Source organism: bacterium (genome assembly GCA_035945995.1).
Taxonomy (GTDB): Bacteria; Sysuimicrobiota; Sysuimicrobiia; order Sysuimicrobiales; family Segetimicrobiaceae; genus DASSJF01.
The window spans coordinates 1-17,551 of record DASYZR010000082.1 but is presented as its reverse complement, the minus strand read 5'-3'; the positions used below and the strand labels follow the sequence as shown (position 1 = coordinate 17,551).

The 17,551-nt window shown below is 68.3% G+C and carries 13 protein-coding genes, 1 tRNA gene and 2 rRNA genes; 11 read left to right on the top strand and 5 right to left on the bottom strand.

The genetic code is table 11. The annotated features are described in order from the left end of the window. The 4 genes from VGZ23_08620 to VGZ23_08605 all read left to right on the top strand — a co-directional run. Window positions 1-1,271, top strand: a 23S ribosomal RNA gene (locus tag VGZ23_08620); the annotation flags it as partial. 149 nt (window positions 1,272-1,420) lie between these two features. Continuing rightward, window positions 1,421-1,537, top strand: a 5S ribosomal RNA gene (gene rrf, locus VGZ23_08615). Window positions 1,538-1,719: 182 nt separating this feature from the next. Next, a complete protein-coding gene (gene rpoZ / locus VGZ23_08610; protein HEV2357654.1) occupies window positions 1,720-1,938 on the top strand; it encodes a DNA-directed RNA polymerase subunit omega in 219 nt (72 codons plus the stop codon). A 250-nt stretch (window positions 1,939-2,188) separates the two neighbouring features. Continuing rightward, window positions 2,189-3,838: a gamma-glutamyltransferase gene (locus VGZ23_08605; protein ID HEV2357653.1), complete on the top strand. Its 1,650-nt coding sequence runs from the start codon at window positions 2,189-2,191 to the stop codon at window positions 3,836-3,838. A 23-nt stretch (window positions 3,839-3,861) separates the two neighbouring features. Here VGZ23_08605 and ligD (VGZ23_08600) read toward each other — a convergent pair whose 3' ends face one another. From ligD (VGZ23_08600) to VGZ23_08585, 4 genes are all read right to left on the bottom strand, one after another. Continuing rightward, the gene (gene ligD, locus VGZ23_08600) at window positions 3,862-4,722 is read right to left on the bottom strand and encodes a non-homologous end-joining DNA ligase (protein ID HEV2357652.1); all 861 of its coding nucleotides are present in this window, start codon (window positions 4,720-4,722) and stop codon (window positions 3,862-3,864) included. Window positions 4,723-4,766: 44 nt separating this feature from the next. Further along, window positions 4,767-5,744 carry a non-homologous end-joining DNA ligase gene (gene ligD / locus VGZ23_08595; GenBank protein HEV2357651.1) on the bottom strand — a complete coding sequence of 326 codons (978 nt, stop codon included), beginning with the start codon at window positions 5,742-5,744 and terminating at the stop codon, window positions 4,767-4,769. Further along, window positions 5,741-6,316: a DNA polymerase ligase N-terminal domain-containing protein gene (locus VGZ23_08590; GenBank protein HEV2357650.1), complete on the bottom strand. Its 576-nt coding sequence runs from the start codon at window positions 6,314-6,316 to the stop codon at window positions 5,741-5,743. The genes ligD (VGZ23_08595) and VGZ23_08590 overlap by 4 nt, the downstream gene beginning before the upstream one ends. Window positions 6,317-6,595: 279 nt before the next feature. After that, window positions 6,596-7,963, bottom strand: coding sequence for a dipeptidase (locus tag VGZ23_08585; protein HEV2357649.1), 1,368 nt, complete (start codon window positions 7,961-7,963; stop codon window positions 6,596-6,598). A gap of 139 nt (window positions 7,964-8,102) precedes the next feature. On the opposite strand from VGZ23_08585, the gene VGZ23_08580 reads away from it, so the two are divergent. Together VGZ23_08580 and VGZ23_08575 are read left to right on the top strand one after the other, a co-directional pair. Continuing rightward, window positions 8,103-8,179: transfer RNA gene (locus tag VGZ23_08580), tRNA-Met, on the top strand. Between the two features lie 686 nt (window positions 8,180-8,865). Further along, complete coding sequence (locus VGZ23_08575; GenBank protein HEV2357648.1) at window positions 8,866-9,255, top strand: Hsp20/alpha crystallin family protein; 390 nt, start codon at window positions 8,866-8,868, stop codon at window positions 9,253-9,255. A 111-nt stretch (window positions 9,256-9,366) separates the two neighbouring features. On the opposite strand, the gene VGZ23_08570 is transcribed toward VGZ23_08575, so the two are convergent. Then, entirely contained in the window at window positions 9,367-9,807 is a 441-nt protein-coding gene (locus tag VGZ23_08570; protein ID HEV2357647.1) for an ATP-binding protein, read from the bottom strand. Window positions 9,808-10,185: 378 nt separating this feature from the next. Between VGZ23_08570 and VGZ23_08565 the strand changes: the two genes are divergently transcribed. The 5 genes from VGZ23_08565 to ftsH all read left to right on the top strand — a co-directional run. Beyond that, entirely contained in the window at window positions 10,186-10,749 is a 564-nt protein-coding gene (locus tag VGZ23_08565) for a YSC84-related protein (GenBank protein ID HEV2357646.1), read from the top strand. 1,746 nt (window positions 10,750-12,495) lie between these two features. Then, window positions 12,496-14,409: a peptidoglycan DD-metalloendopeptidase family protein gene (locus VGZ23_08560; GenBank protein ID HEV2357645.1), complete on the top strand. Its 1,914-nt coding sequence runs from the start codon at window positions 12,496-12,498 to the stop codon at window positions 14,407-14,409. A 43-nt stretch (window positions 14,410-14,452) separates the two neighbouring features. Next, the gene (locus tag VGZ23_08555; GenBank protein HEV2357644.1) at window positions 14,453-14,845 is read left to right on the top strand and encodes a cupin domain-containing protein; all 393 of its coding nucleotides are present in this window, start codon (window positions 14,453-14,455) and stop codon (window positions 14,843-14,845) included. Window positions 14,846-14,885: 40 nt separating this feature from the next. Beyond that, window positions 14,886-15,959, top strand: a complete 1,074-nt coding sequence (tilS, locus tag VGZ23_08550; protein HEV2357643.1) for a tRNA lysidine(34) synthetase TilS — start codon at window positions 14,886-14,888, stop codon at window positions 15,957-15,959. 92 nt (window positions 15,960-16,051) lie between these two features. Further along, the coding region (gene ftsH, locus VGZ23_08545; protein HEV2357642.1) for an ATP-dependent zinc metalloprotease FtsH at window positions 16,052-17,551 on the top strand (1,500 nt) is incomplete at its 3' end.

Sequence of the window (17,551 nt, the reverse complement as noted above, 5' to 3'; positions counted from 1 at the left end):
AGGCTGATCTCCCCCAAGAGTCCACATCGACGGGGAGGTTTGGCACCTCGATGTCGGCTCATCGCATCCTGGGGGTGTAGTAGCTCCCAAGGGTTGGGCTGTTCGCCCATTAAAGCGGTACGTGAGCTGGGTTCAGAACGTAGATAACACTGCGTCCCTCAGGAGTAATCCTGAGGTGCTTACCGGCTGATATCGGTGGAACCCTCCCGCGGTTCCGAACGCCGCGGAGGGCAATACCGAGGGAAGAACGGGAGCCTGATTGTGAAGGAGACGTTGATCGGGATCGTGCTAGGGGATGGATACCTCGAGCCACACGGCAGAGGCATCCGGCTCCAGGTGAATCACGCAGCACGCTACAAAGCGTACGTTGCGTGGAAACGTCGGCAACTCCTGGAGCTCCGACCAGGGCGACTGCACCATCACGACAACGGCGGGTATCCGTTCTGGCGGTTCGTTACGCGGTGCCATCCATATCTGGCCGAACTACGACAACTCTTTTATGTGAACGGCCGGAAGGTCGTCCCCGAGACGATTGGAAAGCTGTTCAGACGTCCGGAGTCGCTCGCAGTTTGGTTCATGGATGATGGTACTTGCGATCGACGACAGGGGTCGGTGCTCTTCGAGACACAGTGCTTCGGACCTGACGATCTTCACCGATTGCAGGAAGTCCTGCAGGACAACTTCGGGGTGAAGACGTCGATACACCGAAGCGGGGTGCGAAGAGGACAGCGGCTGTATGTAACGGTCGCTGAGGCCAGGAGACTGGTCGAACTCATCGGTCCGTATGTGCTGCCGGAAATGCGATACAAGCTTCCGTTCCCTGTAACGACTGAAGGCTGTGAGCCTGAGATGGGTGTGAGGCTGAGAGGCTAATCTAGGGCATCCATCATACGCCGGCTCCTTCCGACTCCTCGGAAGGATGGAGCTATAGTCTGTGCCTCTGGAAACAGAGGGAAATCACACGCGTGAGACAGTTCGGTCCCTATCCACTGCGGGCGCAAGAGGCTTGAGGGGTGCTGCTCCTAGTACGAGAGGACCGGAGTGGACGCACCGCTGGTGTACCGGTTGTCCTGCCAAGGGCAAGCGCCGGGTAGCTATGTGCGGACGGGATAAGCGCTGAAAGCATCTAAGCGCGAAGCCCACCCCAAGATGAGGCCTCTCACCGGGTAACCGGGTAAGACCCCAGGAGGACTACCTGGTTGATAGGCCGGAGGTGTAAGGGCCGTGAGGCCTTGAGCTTACCGGTACTAATCGGTCGAGGGCTTGAAGGTATGAACTGTAGGGGTAGCTGTATGGAGCTTGCACCGTGGCTCGGAGTCGCAGGCAAGGGCTTCTGACGCACTAAGAAGCCCGGGATCCGAACGCACGAGCCATGGGCGAAGATTTGCGGACGCGGCGTTGGCGCGCCCGCGCGAAGATTCCCGGTGGCGTTGCCGGAGGGGCCACACCCGTTCCCATTCCGAACACGGTCGTTAAGCCCTCCAGGGCCGATGGTACTGCGCCGGCACCGGCGTGGGAGAGTAGGTCGCTGCCGGGGATTATGTCGGCGGGGGAAGGCCAATCCTTCCCCCGCCGCTCCCGTCTTGGATTCGGCCACACACCGCGGTCGAGGCGGCTTCGACACCTGTTGAACCGGCAGAGCACCCGAGCCGTTGAATCTGTTGTGCACATCGCTTCACAGCCGACCGGTGCGCGGCATCATCGTGTAGGAGGACCGCCATGTCGATGATCCGCCCGCCCCTGGAGGGACTCTTGGACAAAGTCGACAACAAATACGCGCTCGTCATCGCCGTCGCGAAGCGGGCCCGGCAGCTCAAAGAGGGCCATCTGCCGATGGTCGATATCCCGAGCACGAATCCGGTGACGGTCGCGCTCGAGGAGATCGCCGCCGGGAAGGTCCGCGCGGAGAAGCCGACGGAGCCGATCAAAGAGGACTAATCGGCGGCCATACTCGCTCGCGTTGTTGGCCGTCGCGCGGGAGTGCGCGACGTAGCATAGGGCGCGACGGCAAGCAAGACGTCGGGACGCAACGGGGTTCGGGCCTGAGCCCGAACCCCGTTTTGCGTTGGCGGTGGGCGCGGAGCCGTGTTGTTTTCGCGGTGCACCTGGGGAGGGCCGGGAGGCGCTCGAACAGTAGAAAGCCGCGTGGTCCCGTGCGCCTTCAGCGCGTAGGCGCATCGGAGGGGGCATGATGGAAAGCGGCTGGCAGTTTCGCAAGGCGCTGGTCACGAGCAACCGCGGCGTGGTCGCGGCCAAGCATCCGCTGGCGGCGCGTGCGGGCGTCGAGATGCTCAATCAAGGCGGCAACGCCGTCGACGCCGCGGTGGCCGCGGCGTTTGCGATCGGCGTCATCGAGCCGTGGATGAGCGGGCTCGGCGGCGGCGGGTACATGGTCGTCGGCCGTCCGGCTCCGACGGGTGCGGCCGGCATGACCGCGGTGGTGGAATACGGAATGCGGGCGCCGCGTGCGGCCCACGCAGAGATGTTCGAGCTCGAGGGCGGGTACGACACCGAGTTGTTCGGATGGCGCCGGGTGCGCGGCCAGGCCAACATCCACGGTCCCCGGTCCGTTGCCGTGCCCGGCGTTCCGGCGGGCCTCGCGCTGGCGCTCGAGCGGCTCGGTACGATGCCGCTTGGGGCCGTGCTCGGGCCCGCGATCGCGCTGGCCCGCGACGGCTTCCCGGTCGAATGGACCACGACGCTCCAGGTGGCGCTGGATGCGGCGACGCTTCGGCGGTACGATGCGGCGGCGTCACTGTTCATGCCGGACGGCGTTCCGGTCGTGCCCTCGACGACCCCTCGGCCCCAGCCGTTTGCGCAGCCGCATCTCGCGCGAACGCTCGAAGCGCTCGCGGCCGGCGGGCCGGACGCGTTCTATCGCGGCCCGGCCGCCCGGCAGATCGTCGACGATGTACGGCGCCGAGGCGGTCTGCTGGACCTCGAAGACTTCGCGCGCTACGAGGCCCGCCTGGCCCCGGCGCTCACGTCCCGGACGCTCGGATACGACGTCGTCCTCTCGTCCGGGCCGAGCGGCGGCGCGACACTCGCGGAGATCGCCGGCCTCATGGCGGGATCGTCGCTCGGCGGGCTCGGGCACAACACCGCGCCGTACCTGCATCTGTTGATCGAGGCCACGCACGTCGCGTTCGACGACCGCCTCGAGTTCCTCTCGGACGAGGGCGGCTGGGAGCTCGTGACGAGCGAGGCGCATCTCGCAAGGCGGCGGTCCCGGCTCGCCGGGCGCGCGTCGGCGCACAGCGCGGCGGGCGCCGATCCGTCCAGCACGACGCATCTCTGCGCGGCGGACTCCGCCGGCATGATGGTCTCGCTGACCCAGACCCTGCTCTCCCGGTTTGGATCGCGGGTCCTCGTACCGGAGGCCGGCGTCCTGCTCAACAACGGCATGATGTGGTTCGATCCCGAACCCGGCCGCCGCAACTCCGCCGGTCCCGGCCGGCGGCCCCTCGCCAACATGACTCCTGCCCTCGTGTGCGTCGACGGCCAGCCGGTCCTCGCGGTGGGCGCATCCGGCGGACGCCGGATCATCGACTGCGTGCTGCAGCTTGTGCTCAATCACATGGAGTTCCGGATGGACGCCCAGGCGGCGATCGACGCCCCGCGGATCGACGCGAGCGGCGACGAGGTCGTCGTCGACGTCCGCGTACCGGCCGCGGTACGCGATGAGCTGGTGCGGCTCGGCCACCGCCTGGCCGCGGCGGAAGAAACCATGGTGCCCCGGTTCTTTGCCAGCCCCGTCGTCATTGCCCGCGACCCGTCCACGGGAACGCTCACGGGCGGCGCCGACCCGTATCATCCCGCGGCGGCCGTCGGCGCCTAGCGGCACGCCGGCCGCGCGGACGTCTAGGGTGCGCGACGGACGGCGCGGAGCGCCGCGGCGATCGACTGGCGCTGCCGGAAGAAATCCTTCCAGGGATCGGGTGCGTCGAGCCGCCGCCGGAAGTTCCCGAGGTTGAAGCGCGTGGGGTCCAGCTTCGGCGTCACGTCGGACCAATCGAGCGGGGTCGAGATCGGCGCCCCGAGACGGCGCCGGACCGAGAACGGCGCAACCACCGTCTGCGCGAAGCCGTTGCGAAACGGGTCGAGATAGACCCGGCCGCGGCGCGCACGCAGCCGCGCCGCGACCGTCAGTTCCTTGGCATGCGCCTCGGCGAGTTTGCGGACGAACGCTTCGGCGAATCCAAGGACCTCGTCGTTGTCCGGGCCGGAGCGGATCGGGACAAAGACATGCACCCCGCGGCTGCCCGACGTCTTCGGAAAAGACGTGAGGGCGAGATCATCGAGCGCCGCCTTGACGAGCCGCGCGGCCCGGGCCGCGTCCGAGAATTCCCCGGACGTCGGATCGATGTCGAAGCACACCCAGTCCGGCCGCTCCGGCGCGCGGCGGCGGCCCGACCAGATGTGCACGGGGATGCACCCGAGGTTCACGAGCGCGAGTTGCGTCGCGAGCCGGCCGCCCACGACGTATGTCGTCGAGCCCGTCTGATCGTGCACGCGCCGCGTCGGCGTGCCGGGCGGGAGTCCTTGGGGTGCCTCGCGCTGGTAGAAGCACTCTCCCCGCATGCCGTCCGGGCAGCGCTCGAGGATCAGCAGCCGGTCGTCGACGTACGGCCGGAGACGGGGAAACACCGCTTCGTAGTACTCGGCGAGGTCGCCCTTCGTGTATCCGTCGCCGGGCCAGAACACTTTGTCGGCATGGGTGATCGCCGCGCCGCGGCGGCCGGACCCTCGGCGCGTCGCCCCGCGGCTCAGGGTGCCGCCTCCGGAAGACGGACCTCGCGCGGATCTTTGTCATCGCGCAGCCCGAGAAACGCCGGTTGACGAAGCTTCTGGTCGGCCGTCCACTCTTCGAACGCGATCTGGGCCACGCGGCGGGGCGCGAGGTAGGTGGCGTCGCGCTCCCGCGGCGGATCGCTGAAGGCGGGCCGCGCCCGCACGAGCGGCCGGAACATTCGGTGCAGCGACGCGAGCGAGCGCTCCGTGAAGCCCGTTCCGACCTTCCCGACGTAGTGCAGCCGCCCGCGCGCGTCGTACGCGCCGAGCAGCAGCGCGCCGAATTTCGCGCGTGATCCCCGCGGCGCGGTGTACCCGCCGATCACGAACTCGTCTTCCTGTCTCACCTTGACCTTGAGCCACTTGGAGGAGCGCCGCTGCTCGTAGGGTGCCGCGGTGTCTTTGGCGATGATGCCCTCGAAGCCGCGTCGCTTCGCAGTCCGGTAGGCCGCCAAACCGTCGGCCGCGAGCCGGCGGGCCAGGTGGACCGTGCCGCGGGCGCCGGCCACGGCCTCGAGGGCGGCGCGCCGCACCGGCAGGGGTTCGCGCCGAAGATCCTGTCCGTCCCGGTAGAGACAATCGAACACGACGTAAGAGCGCGGTGCCCTGCCCTGCTGGAGCAGTTGGAAGCGGGAGACCCCGTGGCGGTCGAAGGCCACGATCTCACCGTCGAGGAGCAGCGTCCGCGCCGGCAGCCGGCCCGTGGCCTGCGCGATCTCCGTGTAGGTCGCCGTCCGATCGATGGCGTTCCGGGAGAAGAGATGCACGTCGCGTCCTTCCTTGTACGCGAGGATCCTGACCCCGTCGTACTTTTCTTCGTAGACCCATCCCGGACGATGAAACGGGTTGTGGACGAGCGTCGCCAGCATCGGCTTCACCCGGAATGGAATCCGGCCGGATGCGGCGCGCCGGTTCGGCACACCCCGCACAGCGGGCGCGACGCGCGCGGTCACCGCGCCCGCCGCCGGCTTCCCGGCGCCGCCACCATCGTGCGACGTCCGGCGGCGGGGTCGCGGCGTCTCATCAGGAGCCACGACCGGCGGTCGGACCGGCCGGCCGGGCCGAAACGGGTGCGAACCAGCACCCAGCGTCCCGTAAGGCGTCTGCCCTGTAGCGTGAACGCGAGCTCACCGCGGCGCAGAGCGGCGTCGACGTTGGGATCGTCGGGACGCCACGTGCCCTCATCCCAGATCGCGACCGTGCCGGCGCCGTACTCGCCTTCCGGAATCCGGCCTTCGAACCGTCCGTACTCCAGCGGATGATCTTCCACGCGCACCGCCAGCCGTTTCGTCGATGGATCCAAGGACGGACCCTTCGGCACGGCCCAGGAGAGGAGTACGCCGTGCCACTCCAGGCGCAGGTCGTAGTGGAGTGTCCGGGCGTGGTGCTTGTGGATAACGTACCGCAGGCGCCGTGCGGACGTTCGCGTTCGCGCCGGTCCCCGCGATGAGGTCGTTCGCGCGCCGCCCCGCGGCTCCGGCGTTGCGGCGAAGCGGCGCTTGCGCCGATATTCCCGCAGGCTCATGCTACGCCCATCCCCGAATCCACCACCGTGGATGTGCCCGTCACTTGTAGCGGGCTCGCGGCGCGGGTGATATCCCGACATATCCACCGCTTGTCCACAAGAACGATCGTTCCGGATTGTCCGCTCGACCGTGATGTGTTAGAGTCTGCGTTGCCGGCGAGCGTCGCACGTGGATGAGAGTGAGGTAGCTCTTCGGAGCCAACCCGGCTTAACCCGCGCGGCCTCGCCGGCTCTGCGTTGTCCTCCGCCCGCCGCCGGATGCCCCGCCCCACAGGTGCGCTACGCACTCGCCAGGTGTTCAAAGAAGCGCATTACGGCGCGGATGCCCTTGTGGAAGTGCTCGAGGTCCAAACTCTCGTCGGGGCTGTGGGCATTGGCGTCGGGCAACGACCACCCTGTGACGACGACCGGGAGTCCGAGCCGCCCCGCAAACTCGGAGACGATCGGCACGGACCCGCCCATCCGAATGAGCACCGCCTCGCGGCCGAAGGCTTCCGTGAGCCCGCGCTTGGCCGCTTGAACGGCCGGCGAGTGCGGCGAGATCACAACCGGCGGAGCCCCGTGGCGCGGCCGCACGTCAATACGGACGCTCTTCGGCGCGATCGCGCGGACGTGCGACTCAAACGCCTCGATGATTTCGTCCGGACGCTGATCGGCGACGAGCCGCATGCTGATTTTGGCGCCCGCCCGCGCCGGGATCACCGTCTTGGTGCCGGCGCCGGTGAATCCGCCCGGCATCCCGTGCACTTCCAGCGTCGGCCGGGCCCACATGCGTTCCAACGTGCCGTACCCGGGTTCGCCGATGAGCGCCGGGGCGCCGATTTCATCCCGCAGAAAGGCCGTTTCGTCGAACGGCAGCCGGTCCCAGCCGTCCTTCTCTTCGCGCGGCGGCGGAACCACGCGTTCGTAGAATCCGGGGACGAGGACGCGTCCGTCCCGGTCCTTCAGGCCGGTAACGATCTCAGCGAGCGCTTGAAACGGATTCGGCGCCACCCCGCCGTAGATGCCCGAATGCAGATCGCGCGCCGCCCCGTTGACCTCGAGCTCGGCCGCGACGATGCCGCGAAGCCCGAGCGTGATGGCCGGAATGCCCGGCGCGAACATGCCGGAGTCGAGCACCAGGCACGCATCGGCGCGCAGGCGGTCGGCGTGCTCCCGCACGTAGGCCTCGATGCCGGCGCCGCCGGACTCCTCTTCGCCCTCGATCAGCAGCTTGATGTTGATCGGCAACGTTCCGCTCGTCTGGAGATACGCGCGGATCGCCGCGATCAGCGTGAGGATCTGCCCCTTGTCGTCCGCGGCGCCGCGCGCGAACAGCCGTCCGCCGCGGACCGCCGGTTGGAACGGCGGCGAGGTCCACAGGTCGACGGGGTCGACGGGCTGCACGTCGTAGTGCCCGTAGGCGAGCAGCGTGGGCCGGCCCGGGGCGCCCAGCCATTCGGCATAGATCAGCGGATACCCGACCGTCTCGATGAGATCCACCGGCAGATCCATTGACCGGAGATACTCGGCGAGCCAATGGGCGGCGCGCCGGGTGTCGTCGCGATGTTCCGGCAGTGTGCTGACGCTCGGAATGCGCAGCAGGTCGGTCAGTTCGGATTCGAACCGCGCGCGATGCGCGTCGGCGAACTCCACCGGGCTCGGCATTGCGTCCTCCTTCGATCGGCGGACGCGGCAACCGCCTCGGCGCGTCCTGCGGTCCCGGTTCCGCACCGGCCGAGAACGCTCCTTTGGCTGTGGTGCGTGGTGCTATAATGGGCGGTGCTCCCGTTCGGGGGCAAGGTCCGGCGGCGTAGCTCAGGTGGTCAGAGCACGCGGTTCATACCCGCGGAGTCGGGGGTTCGAAGCCCTCCGCCGCCACCAAGAATCCCACTGCACCGGATTGCACGGCGTTGCCAGAAGGGACGTCCTGCTTGGGTTCCCGCCCTTCTGACGGTAGAACAGGACTGCACGGCGCTACACCGGATTGAGCGCCGGACGTGTGCAATTTGAGTGCAGCCTCCAAACCCTCGAGGAAGACCAGTTCGTCGATCCACTCGACCTGCCGCTTGGGCACGGACTCCATGAGGTGGCCGTCGGTGTCGAGCGTGAACCCAGCGGAATAATGCCCCATTGGCCGCGCGATATGCAGCGGGTTCTTCCCAGCAGCGATCAGGAGCGACGCAAACGTGTGGCGCAAATCATAAGGCCGGATTCGGCGCGCCTTCGCAGCGTCTGTAGTGTGGCTGGCGGACCTCCTGGCCCGGCACCTGCGGGCGGCGGACGTGCCCGCCGAGGTGCAGCCGCTCGCGCCGGGGCGGGCGAACCTGCTGGCGCGGCTTCCGGGGAGCGGGGAGCGTCCCGCGCTGGCCCTGAGCGGGACATGGAGACCGTTGCCCCGCTTTGGGCTTGAGGCTAGCGCACAACATCTGGCCAAGATCCGCGCCTGCAAGGATAATGAATACGGAGGCCCCATGTTGCGCGGCAGACTTGATCGCCCGCATGTCTAGCCGGGGACTCTGACGGCCCGCCTGCCAAGTACGCCGGACTGGACGATCTGGAGGAGCGCGATGATGGAGAGGGGACTGCCGCTCAACGTCTACCGAGGCGCACAGCGGTTGATGGTGGCTACCACTGCCCCGGGACTCGAGCCTCAGAATATCCGCATCGAGGTGGAAGGTCGAAGGCTTTCCATTCGGGGTGCGGTGCGGGGACTGGGTCAGGAAAGAAAACAAGGATACCTGCGCGAGTGGACGGTCGGGCCCTACGAGCGCGCCGTGGACCTTCCTGAATCCGTGGATGCGAGCCGCGCCAACGCGTCGTACGACAACGGGGTGCTGGTAGTGATCTTTCCACTCTCCCCCCGACCGATCTCAGGAGCCATCACGTTGCTGAAAGTGGGCACCGCCAAGGGACAACGCATCCGACACGTCGGCCGGGATCTGCGCCCGGTAGGTTGACGAGGTCGTTAATCGGCTCCGAGACAGAGAGACTGGGAGACTGGGCGTCATTCTCCGGCCCACGTAGACTACAGGCTCAACTCTGTGCGGGAACCGATCGCGGCCCCATGACTACCCTCCACAGATATCGCCGCGCTCTGACACCGCCAATTCGTCTCCCTGACGCCGAACACGTCGGGTCATCTGCACGACGAGTCCGTGGCCGGTCGGACTGATGGAGATCGTCACGTCGTCAAGGAGACGCCGCATAAGATAGAGACCGCGCCCCCCAATGAGTGTGGTGGCTGGCAGCGTGTCCGGGATCACCGGAGCGATGGTTGCTTCACCCCCGTCGATGACGGAGACGATCACATGTGTACCCGTCTGGTCTATCTGGATCTCCACGGGTCCAGCGGTGCCGTTGTACGCGTGTGTGTAGGTGTTGGAGAGCGCCTCACCCGCCGCCAACTCGATCTCCGAGGCGATCCCGACGCTCGCGCCCGCCCGCAAGGCGGCTTCTCGGACCTGTTTTCGCGCGACACGCAGGGAGTCGGGGCGGCTGTCGGTGCGGATAGAGAGAATGCGGGACAGGAAAGCACCTCCTCGCCCCGCGCAGAAGTCTACCCATACGCTTTTACCCTGGCCTCAGGCATACGAAGTATCCCTGGAATCCTTGTCTTCCAAGGGCTTCGGAGAATCGCCGGAGTCGGGAGCGGCGGGTTCGAAGCCTCCGCCGCCACCAAGAATCCCACCGCAGCGGATTACAGGACGTTCGTCGGATACCCGCTTCATCACGGGCGGAAGGCGGTATCAGCCGCCGACACCACGGAGGAGGCGACGACCGGGGAGAGTGGGGGAAGATTTCGGTTGACCGAGGCTCGACTTTTCTTGGACCGTACTCTCGGACCGGCGGTCGGTCGGCGTGGTCCGGCACGAAAAGGAGGTTGGATCATGCGTGTCTCACGGTTTCGCCGGAGTTTGGCGCTTGCGGCGTGTCTACTCTTGCTCGGCAACCTTGCGCTCCCCGGTGTGTCCCATGCGAAGACGGCGCAGGAGATCGACGCAGGCGTGGACGCGGCGCTGGCTCGCTTCGATCAGCAGGTCACAGGAGGCGCCAACTTCCTGGCCACCGCCGAAGGCGTGCTCGTTCTTCCGGACGTGGTCAAGGCCGCGTTCGTGATCGGCGGACAATACGGCGAGGGCGCCCTACGGGTTGGCGGGAGCACCAACGGATACTACAGTATCGCGGGCGGTTCGTGGGGGGCCTCTATCGGTATACAAAAGAAGGACCTCATCATCGTCTTCCGCGACCGCGCGGCGCTCCAACAGTTCAAAGATTCCTCGGGGTGGCAGGTCGGCGTCGACGGCGCGGCCACGCTGGTAAACGTGGGGGTGGGCGCCGACGTCAGCACGATGCAGATCAACCAGCCGATCGTCGCATTCGTGGTGGGTCAGAAGGGGTTGATGTTCGACGTGTCGCTGCAGGGGGCGAAGATCAGCAAACTCAACAAATAGACTGTCTCAAAACTCGGGCCACCGGCGTCTCCCGCGCCGCAAATCGGCGGCGAGCCGAGTATTCTGGCCGCCCACCCGGCCGCCGGAGCGAACGCGCGTCATCTGTTCGGCAAGTACCGTCGCCGAACTGCGGCCCGCTGAGATCACCCCTCGCGCCGCTTCGCTTGGGGCCGGAATCATGCTCAAGCGGTACCTCCGGCCAGCCCGCGGACTGGTCTCGTGTTTGAACCCTCCGCTGCCACCAAGGGTGCGCGAGGCCTACCTACCGTTCTCGTGGTGACCGGTGTTGGACTTGTCTCCTCCGAGACCGTTACCCTGGCCGTGGCCCGTGCCGGCCGAGTCCGCGCCGTTACCCTGGCTGCTGTGCTCACCTTGGCCGCCGCCGCTGCCGCTTGAGTTACTACTGCCGCCTGAGCCACTGCTACCGCCTGAGGCACTGCTACCGCCCGAGGCGCTGCTACCGCCCGAGGCGCTGCTACCGCCTGAGGCACTGCTACCGCCTGAGGCGCTGCTACCGCCTGAGGCACTGCTACCGCCCGAGGCGCTGCTACCGCCTGAGGCACTGCTACCGCCTGAGGCACCGCCGCTGTTTGGGCCACTACTATTGCTGACCTGGTCATGCTCGCCGTCGGGTCCGCCACCGCTGCCGCCGGAGCGGTCGCCCGCGCTCGAACCACCGGCACTGCTGCCGCCTGAGCCGCTGCCGCCGGCAGAATTGCCGCCGGGGGCAGTGCCGCGGCTGCCGTTGGAGCCGCCGCCGACCGTAGAAGTGCTGCCGGCGGTCGAACTGGCACCGTTTGTCGAACCGCCGCCGGTGGGACTCCCGCCGCCAGCGGGGCCCGTGCTGCCACTGGAACCGCCGCCAACGCGGCCAGGGCCACGGGCCGGAGAAGAGCCGGTGCCGGCGTCGCTGCTAACGGTAGCGTCGGCGCTCGCGGCGGAGATAGTACCGACGGCACCGGAGGGGCTCCCGCTGGGAGCGGCGGGGCTGCCCGTTGTCGGCGCGCTTGTACTCGCCGCGGTCCCACAGGCCGGTGCGCCCGCGCCCTGCGCGGCCGGGACTTTTGCTTCGATCTGGTCGGCGACCTGGAACATGCCCACGGTGTGAAACCACACGCTGATCGGAGTGCCGACGCACCGCCAGAGCGGGTTGAACGTGATCGGTCCGACGCTTGTGCCGTCAACCAGCGTGGACGACGTGACGAAGAATTCCTGGATTCCTGTCGGTGCGAGAATCATGAAGGAGTGGCCCGTGGCATTAGGGATTATCGATGCTTCTGTGAGACGAATCGTCCCGATTGTGTCGACTGCCGTGAGCACGCCTTGCATTGGCGCTGCGGTTGTGGCAGCTGCCATCCTCGGAAGGCCTGTGCTCACGAGCACGAACGCGACGGCGACGATCAGGCGATTGCGTTTCATTGAAGACCCCCGGTAGCGACCTGATGTCTGTTTTGAGGCTGTCCCTAAGTGCTTTCATCGTAGTCACGCCGGTGACGGCCAACGAGAGGAGAGCCACCCCTTTAGGTACAGGTGCTAGCATCCTTTGTTGGCTAACTTTCACCTAACTATGGGCTAATAAAACGAAGGATATCGGTAAGGTTGCACCGGGCCGTTGGGGGGCACGCGGCGCCCTGGTCCTTGGAGAATATGAATACGGGAGGACCACTGCGGGGCCGCCTGCGCGCGGAGTAGCCATTGGGCCGGGAGCGTTCTACGAAAGAGCATGCTGTCGAGGTCGGGCCGTAGGTGAACCAGTTTCTTTCGCCGGTCTTACGCGTGGCGGCTACCGCGTTCGTCGTGAGTGCGTCCGCCATGCTCGGCGCGGCACCGGCTGCACCGGCCGGGATTGGGGGGAAGCCGTCTCCCGTCGCCACGTCCTGGGGTACCGCCGTACCCGCGGTCGCGATTCCGGTGGGCGTTGGCGCGGAGGTTGCCGGGACGATCGTCCGGGTCGATGCTCAACTCCACCAGTACGTGACGGCCGGAGCCCCCCTGGTCGAGCTGACCCGGGGTGGCGATGGCGCGGCGCTCACGGCGGCGCGCGCCCGGGCCGCGGCGCTGGAGGCACGGATCATCGCCGCGCAGGCGGCGTTCGCCGCCGGGCGGGATCAGGCGGCGGCCGGTATCACCGCGGCCGTCGGCAGCGCGAACACGATGCCGCCGCGGGTCGCACCGCCACCCACGGTCATTCCGAAGATCAGTGCCGCAACGACCGCCCAGCTCGCCGCGGCGCAGCGGGAGATCACGGCCGCCCGGGCCGAGGTCTTGACCGGTGCGCAGGCCGAGGCGGCCTCGACCGGCCGGATCTTTGATCGCGACCGGGCGCTGCTTGCGCAGGGTCTCATCGCGGCCCAGCAAGTCAATGCCGATGCCGCGGCGGATGATGCGGCGCGGGCGCAGGTGCAGGCGGCCCTTCGGAACCCGCCGGCCGGGGGTCCCCCTCAGGCGGAAGGGGTGCTGCAGACGGACGCCGCCGTCGCGGCCGCGCAGCGGAGTCTTGCGGCAGCCCAGGCGGACGCGGCGGCCGCCCGGCAGGCCGTCGACCGCGACACGGCCTTAGCCGCGCAGGGCGCGGTGGCGGCGCAGCAGATCACGGGCGACACCGTCACGCTAGATGCCGCGGGTGCGCGCGTGCGGGCGGCCACGGCTGAACTTCACGCGGCCCAGGCACGGCTGACGGCGGCGCGGGCCGAGGCGGCCCGGGCAGACGCCGTGCGCCGGCAGTTGGACGCGGCGCGCCGGGCGGAGGCTGCGCGCGAGCAGCATGCCAAGGAGACCTGGGCGCTGGCGCAGCGGGCCGGCTCCACCATTGTCGCCATGGAGCAACGCGTGAGGGCGCTCGAGGCGCTGGTCGCCGAAGGCGTGCGCGCTGAGACCGACGTGCGCCGTGCCCAGGCGGACCTGAGCAAGACCGTCGTGCGGGCTCCGGCGGACGGCTGGGTGCTCGATCCGATCGTCGCGCCCGGACAGGCGGTGCGGCGGGGGCAACCCCTGCTCACGCTCGCCGTGGATCCGCGACACCGGCCGGCAGGGGTTGAAGCGCCGACGACGGCGGGGTTCGCGCCCCGGCGTTCGCCGGCCGGTGTCAACCCGGACAAACTCACGCAGATCGCGGCGCGCGATCGGCAGGCGCTCGCCGAACTCAACGCCGAGGCGGCACGCATCGCATCGATCAGCGCGGGCGCCATCCCGGAGATCCCGCCACCGCCCGGCGCGGTGCTGCCCTACGGCGCCACGGATCCCTTTGCCCGCTCGAGCGGGACCGCGCCTACGTTTCTGAACGGTGGAATGCCGTGGCCGGTCGCGGGGGCCATCACCTCGGGATACGGATGGCGGATCCACCCCATCTTCGATACGCCCGAGTTTCATACCGGGGTCGACATCGCCGCGTCGATGGGGACCGCCGTGCAGGCGCCGGAGGCGGGCACCGTGATCTTCGCCGGCGTCCTTCCCGCCAACGGGACCCTCGTCATTCTGGACCACGGACGCGGCATCACCACCACGTACTCCCATCTATCCTCGTATCGCGTTTACATCGGAGAACACGTGCGGCGCGGCCAGGTCATCGCGCAGGTCGGAAGCACAGGCTGGAGCACCGGCCCGCACCTGTTCTTCGAGATCCGCCAGAACGGGCGTCCGATCAATCCACTCGGCCTATAGATAGTCCGGCCGGGTCCGCCGGGATCAGGGAGGGAGGCGCGACATGAGTGCGGCGTGGTTTCACAATCTTCGTGAGGGCGGCATCCCGCGAGAGCTGGCCCCCGGCATCCGGGCGCGGGTCTTTCCGGGGACCCACGTCATGCTGTCCGTCGTCGCGATCGAGCCGTGGTCCGAGTCGCCCGTGCACGCCCACCCCAACGAGCAGTGGGGCGTGTGCCTGGAGGGCGAGTGGATCCGCATCCAGGACGGCGTGGAGTACGCGGTCAAGGCGGGCGACTTTTGGGAGACGCCGCCGAACGTGCCGCACGGCGGACGGGCCGTCGGAAGCCGGTGCCTCGTGCTCGACATCTTCGCGCCGCCGCGGGACGACTACCGCCGGCCCGGTGCCGGGTACGGAGCGGCCGCCGTCCCCCTCGGTGGAGACGGCGCGCAGTAGGGCAGGGAGCGCGCGCTCCCCGCACCGAAAAGTGCGGGCCATGCCCCGCGACCCCTTTCTCGGTCAGGTGTTGGAAACGATCCGCCGCCGCGGCATGCTGGCGGGCGGGGAGCGGGTCGTAGTAGCGGTGTCGGGCGGCCCGGACTCCACGGTGTTGGTGTCCGTGCTGGCGGCGCTTCGCGACGACCTCCGCCTCGAACTGCACGTCGCGCACCTCAACCATGGATTGCGGCCGGACGCCTCGGAGGACGCGGTCGCCGTGGCCGGGATGGCGGACCGCCTGGGATATCCGTACCACGGCGGGACCCGGGATGTTCGGGGGGCGGCCGCCCGCAGCGGGCGTTCGATCGAGGACGCCGCGCGAGACGCGCGCTATGGCTTTCTGACGGAGGTCGCCCGGCGCATCGGGGCGACCGTGATCGCGACCGGCCATACACGCGACGATCAGGCGGAGACGGTGCTTATGCGCCTGCTGCGGGGAAGCGGGCCGCGCGGGCTGGCGGGTATTCCACCCGTGCGGCCGCACGCCGGCCTCCGGGTGATCCGGCCGCTCATCGACGCGGCGCGCGCCGACATCGCCGGGTACCTCGCGCGCACGCGCCTCGCGGCCCGGGAGGATCCGACCAATCAGGATCTCGCGATGCTGCGCAACCGCGTGCGGTTGGTCCTTCTTCCGATCCTGGAAGGGTATAATTCGGATGTGCGACGCGCCCTCGCGCGTCTTGCCGAGCTCCTGCGGGACGAGGCGGACGCGCTGGATGCGTTGAGCGCGCCGGAAATCGACGCGGTGCTGCACGAGACCGACGCTACGGTCCACATCCCCTCCGCGGCGTTCGCGAGGCTTCCCGTCGCGTTGCAGCGGCGGGCGCTTCGCGAGGCCATTCGGCGGGCGCGTGGGAACGGTGCTCCCATCGCGTTCGTTCATATAGAAGAGGCGCGTCTCGGCGTGCTGAGCGGCCGCCCCGGCGGCGTCTGGGAAACGCCGGGCGGGGTCCGGATTTTCCGGCGGCCGGAGGCGATCGAAATTACGGTTGAGTCGCGCGAGAATCGCGGCGCCCGTCCGGACGTTAACCATGATGGGGTCGGAGCAGACGACGACGTACAGCAGAGGTAACGGCGTGTGCTATAATCTCTGGGTGATGCGGCACGCTCAGGCTTCCGGGCAGGTTGGACCGGGGGGCCGGGTCCCGCGCGGAGGTCGCCGCGGTGTTCAATAAGTACGTCCGCAACTTGTTGGTCTGGGCGCTTATCCTGGTAGTCGTCCTCTACCTTGTGCTGCCGCTGTACCATCAGCGCGCCCCGCGCGAGGAGATCTCCTACAGCGACTTCATCGATAAGGCGCAGAGCGGTCAGGTCGCGCAGGTCACGGTGAGCGACGAGAGCGTCTCCGGACAGCTCAAGGACGGACGCTCGTTCCGCACCTACATCCCCTCGGGCGAGGGCTCGTACATCGACATGCTGCAGTCGAAGGGCGTTACGATCACGGTGGAGCCGCGGTCGCGCTCGTCCATGTGGCCCAACCTGCTCACAACGATGCTGCCGTTCATCGTGCTGGTCGGGCTGTGGATGCTGATGCTGCGGCAGGCGCAGTCCGGGTCGAATCAGGCGATGTCGTTCGGCAAGAGCCGGGCGCGGCTGCACACCGAGGCCAAGACCCGGGTGACGTTCGAGGACGTGGCCGGTGTGGACGAGGCGAAGGAGGAGCTGGAAGAGATCATCGAGTTCCTCCGCCACCCGAAGAAGTTCCAGGCCCTCGGCGCGAAGATCCCCCGGGGCGTGCTGCTGGTCGGGCCGCCGGGCAGCGGCAAGACGCTGCTGGCCAAGGCGATCGCCGGGGAAGCGGGCGTGCCGTTCTTCTCCATCTCGGGCAGCGAGTTCGTGGAGATGTTCGTCGGCGTGGGCGCGAGCCGCGTGCGCGACCTGTTCGAGCAGGCGAAGAAGTCCGCCCCGTGCCTCGTCTTCATCGATGAGATCGACGCGGTGGGCCGCCAGCGGGGAGCCGGACTGGGCGGCGGGCACGACGAGCGCGAGCAGACCCTCAACCAACTACTGGTGGAGATGGACGGCTTCGACCCCAACGCCGGGATCATCGTCATCGCCGCGACCAACCGGCCGGACATCCTGGACCCGGCCTTGCTGCGTCCCGGCCGGTTCGACCGCCGGATCGTCGTGGACAACCCGGACGCGAAGGGCCGCCGCGCGATCCTGGACGTGCACGTCCGGGGGAAGCCGATCAGCGAAGACGTCACGCTCGACGTGCTGGCGCGCCGCACCCCCGGCTTCAGCGGGGCGGACCTGGCCAACATGGTCAACGAGGCGGCGCTCCTGGCCGCGCGCCGGGGGAAGAAGCGCATCGGCCGCTCGGAGATGGACGAGGCGATCGAGCGCGTGATCGCGGGGCCGCAGCGCAAGAGCCGCATCCTCTCCGCGAAGGAGCGGGAGCTCACGGCCTACCACGAGGCGGGGCACGCGCTCTTGGGCAAGCTTCTGCCGCAGGCCAATCCGCCGCACAAGGTGACGATCCTCCCGCGCGGGATGGCGCTGGGGTACACGTTGCCGCTGCCGCAGGAGGAGAAGTACACCCTCACGCGCGGGGAGATCCTGGCCAACATCACGGCGATCCTCGGGGGCCGGGTGGCCGAGGAGATCGTGTTCGGCGAGATCACGACCGGGGCGGCGAACGACTTCGAGAAGGCGACCGACCTC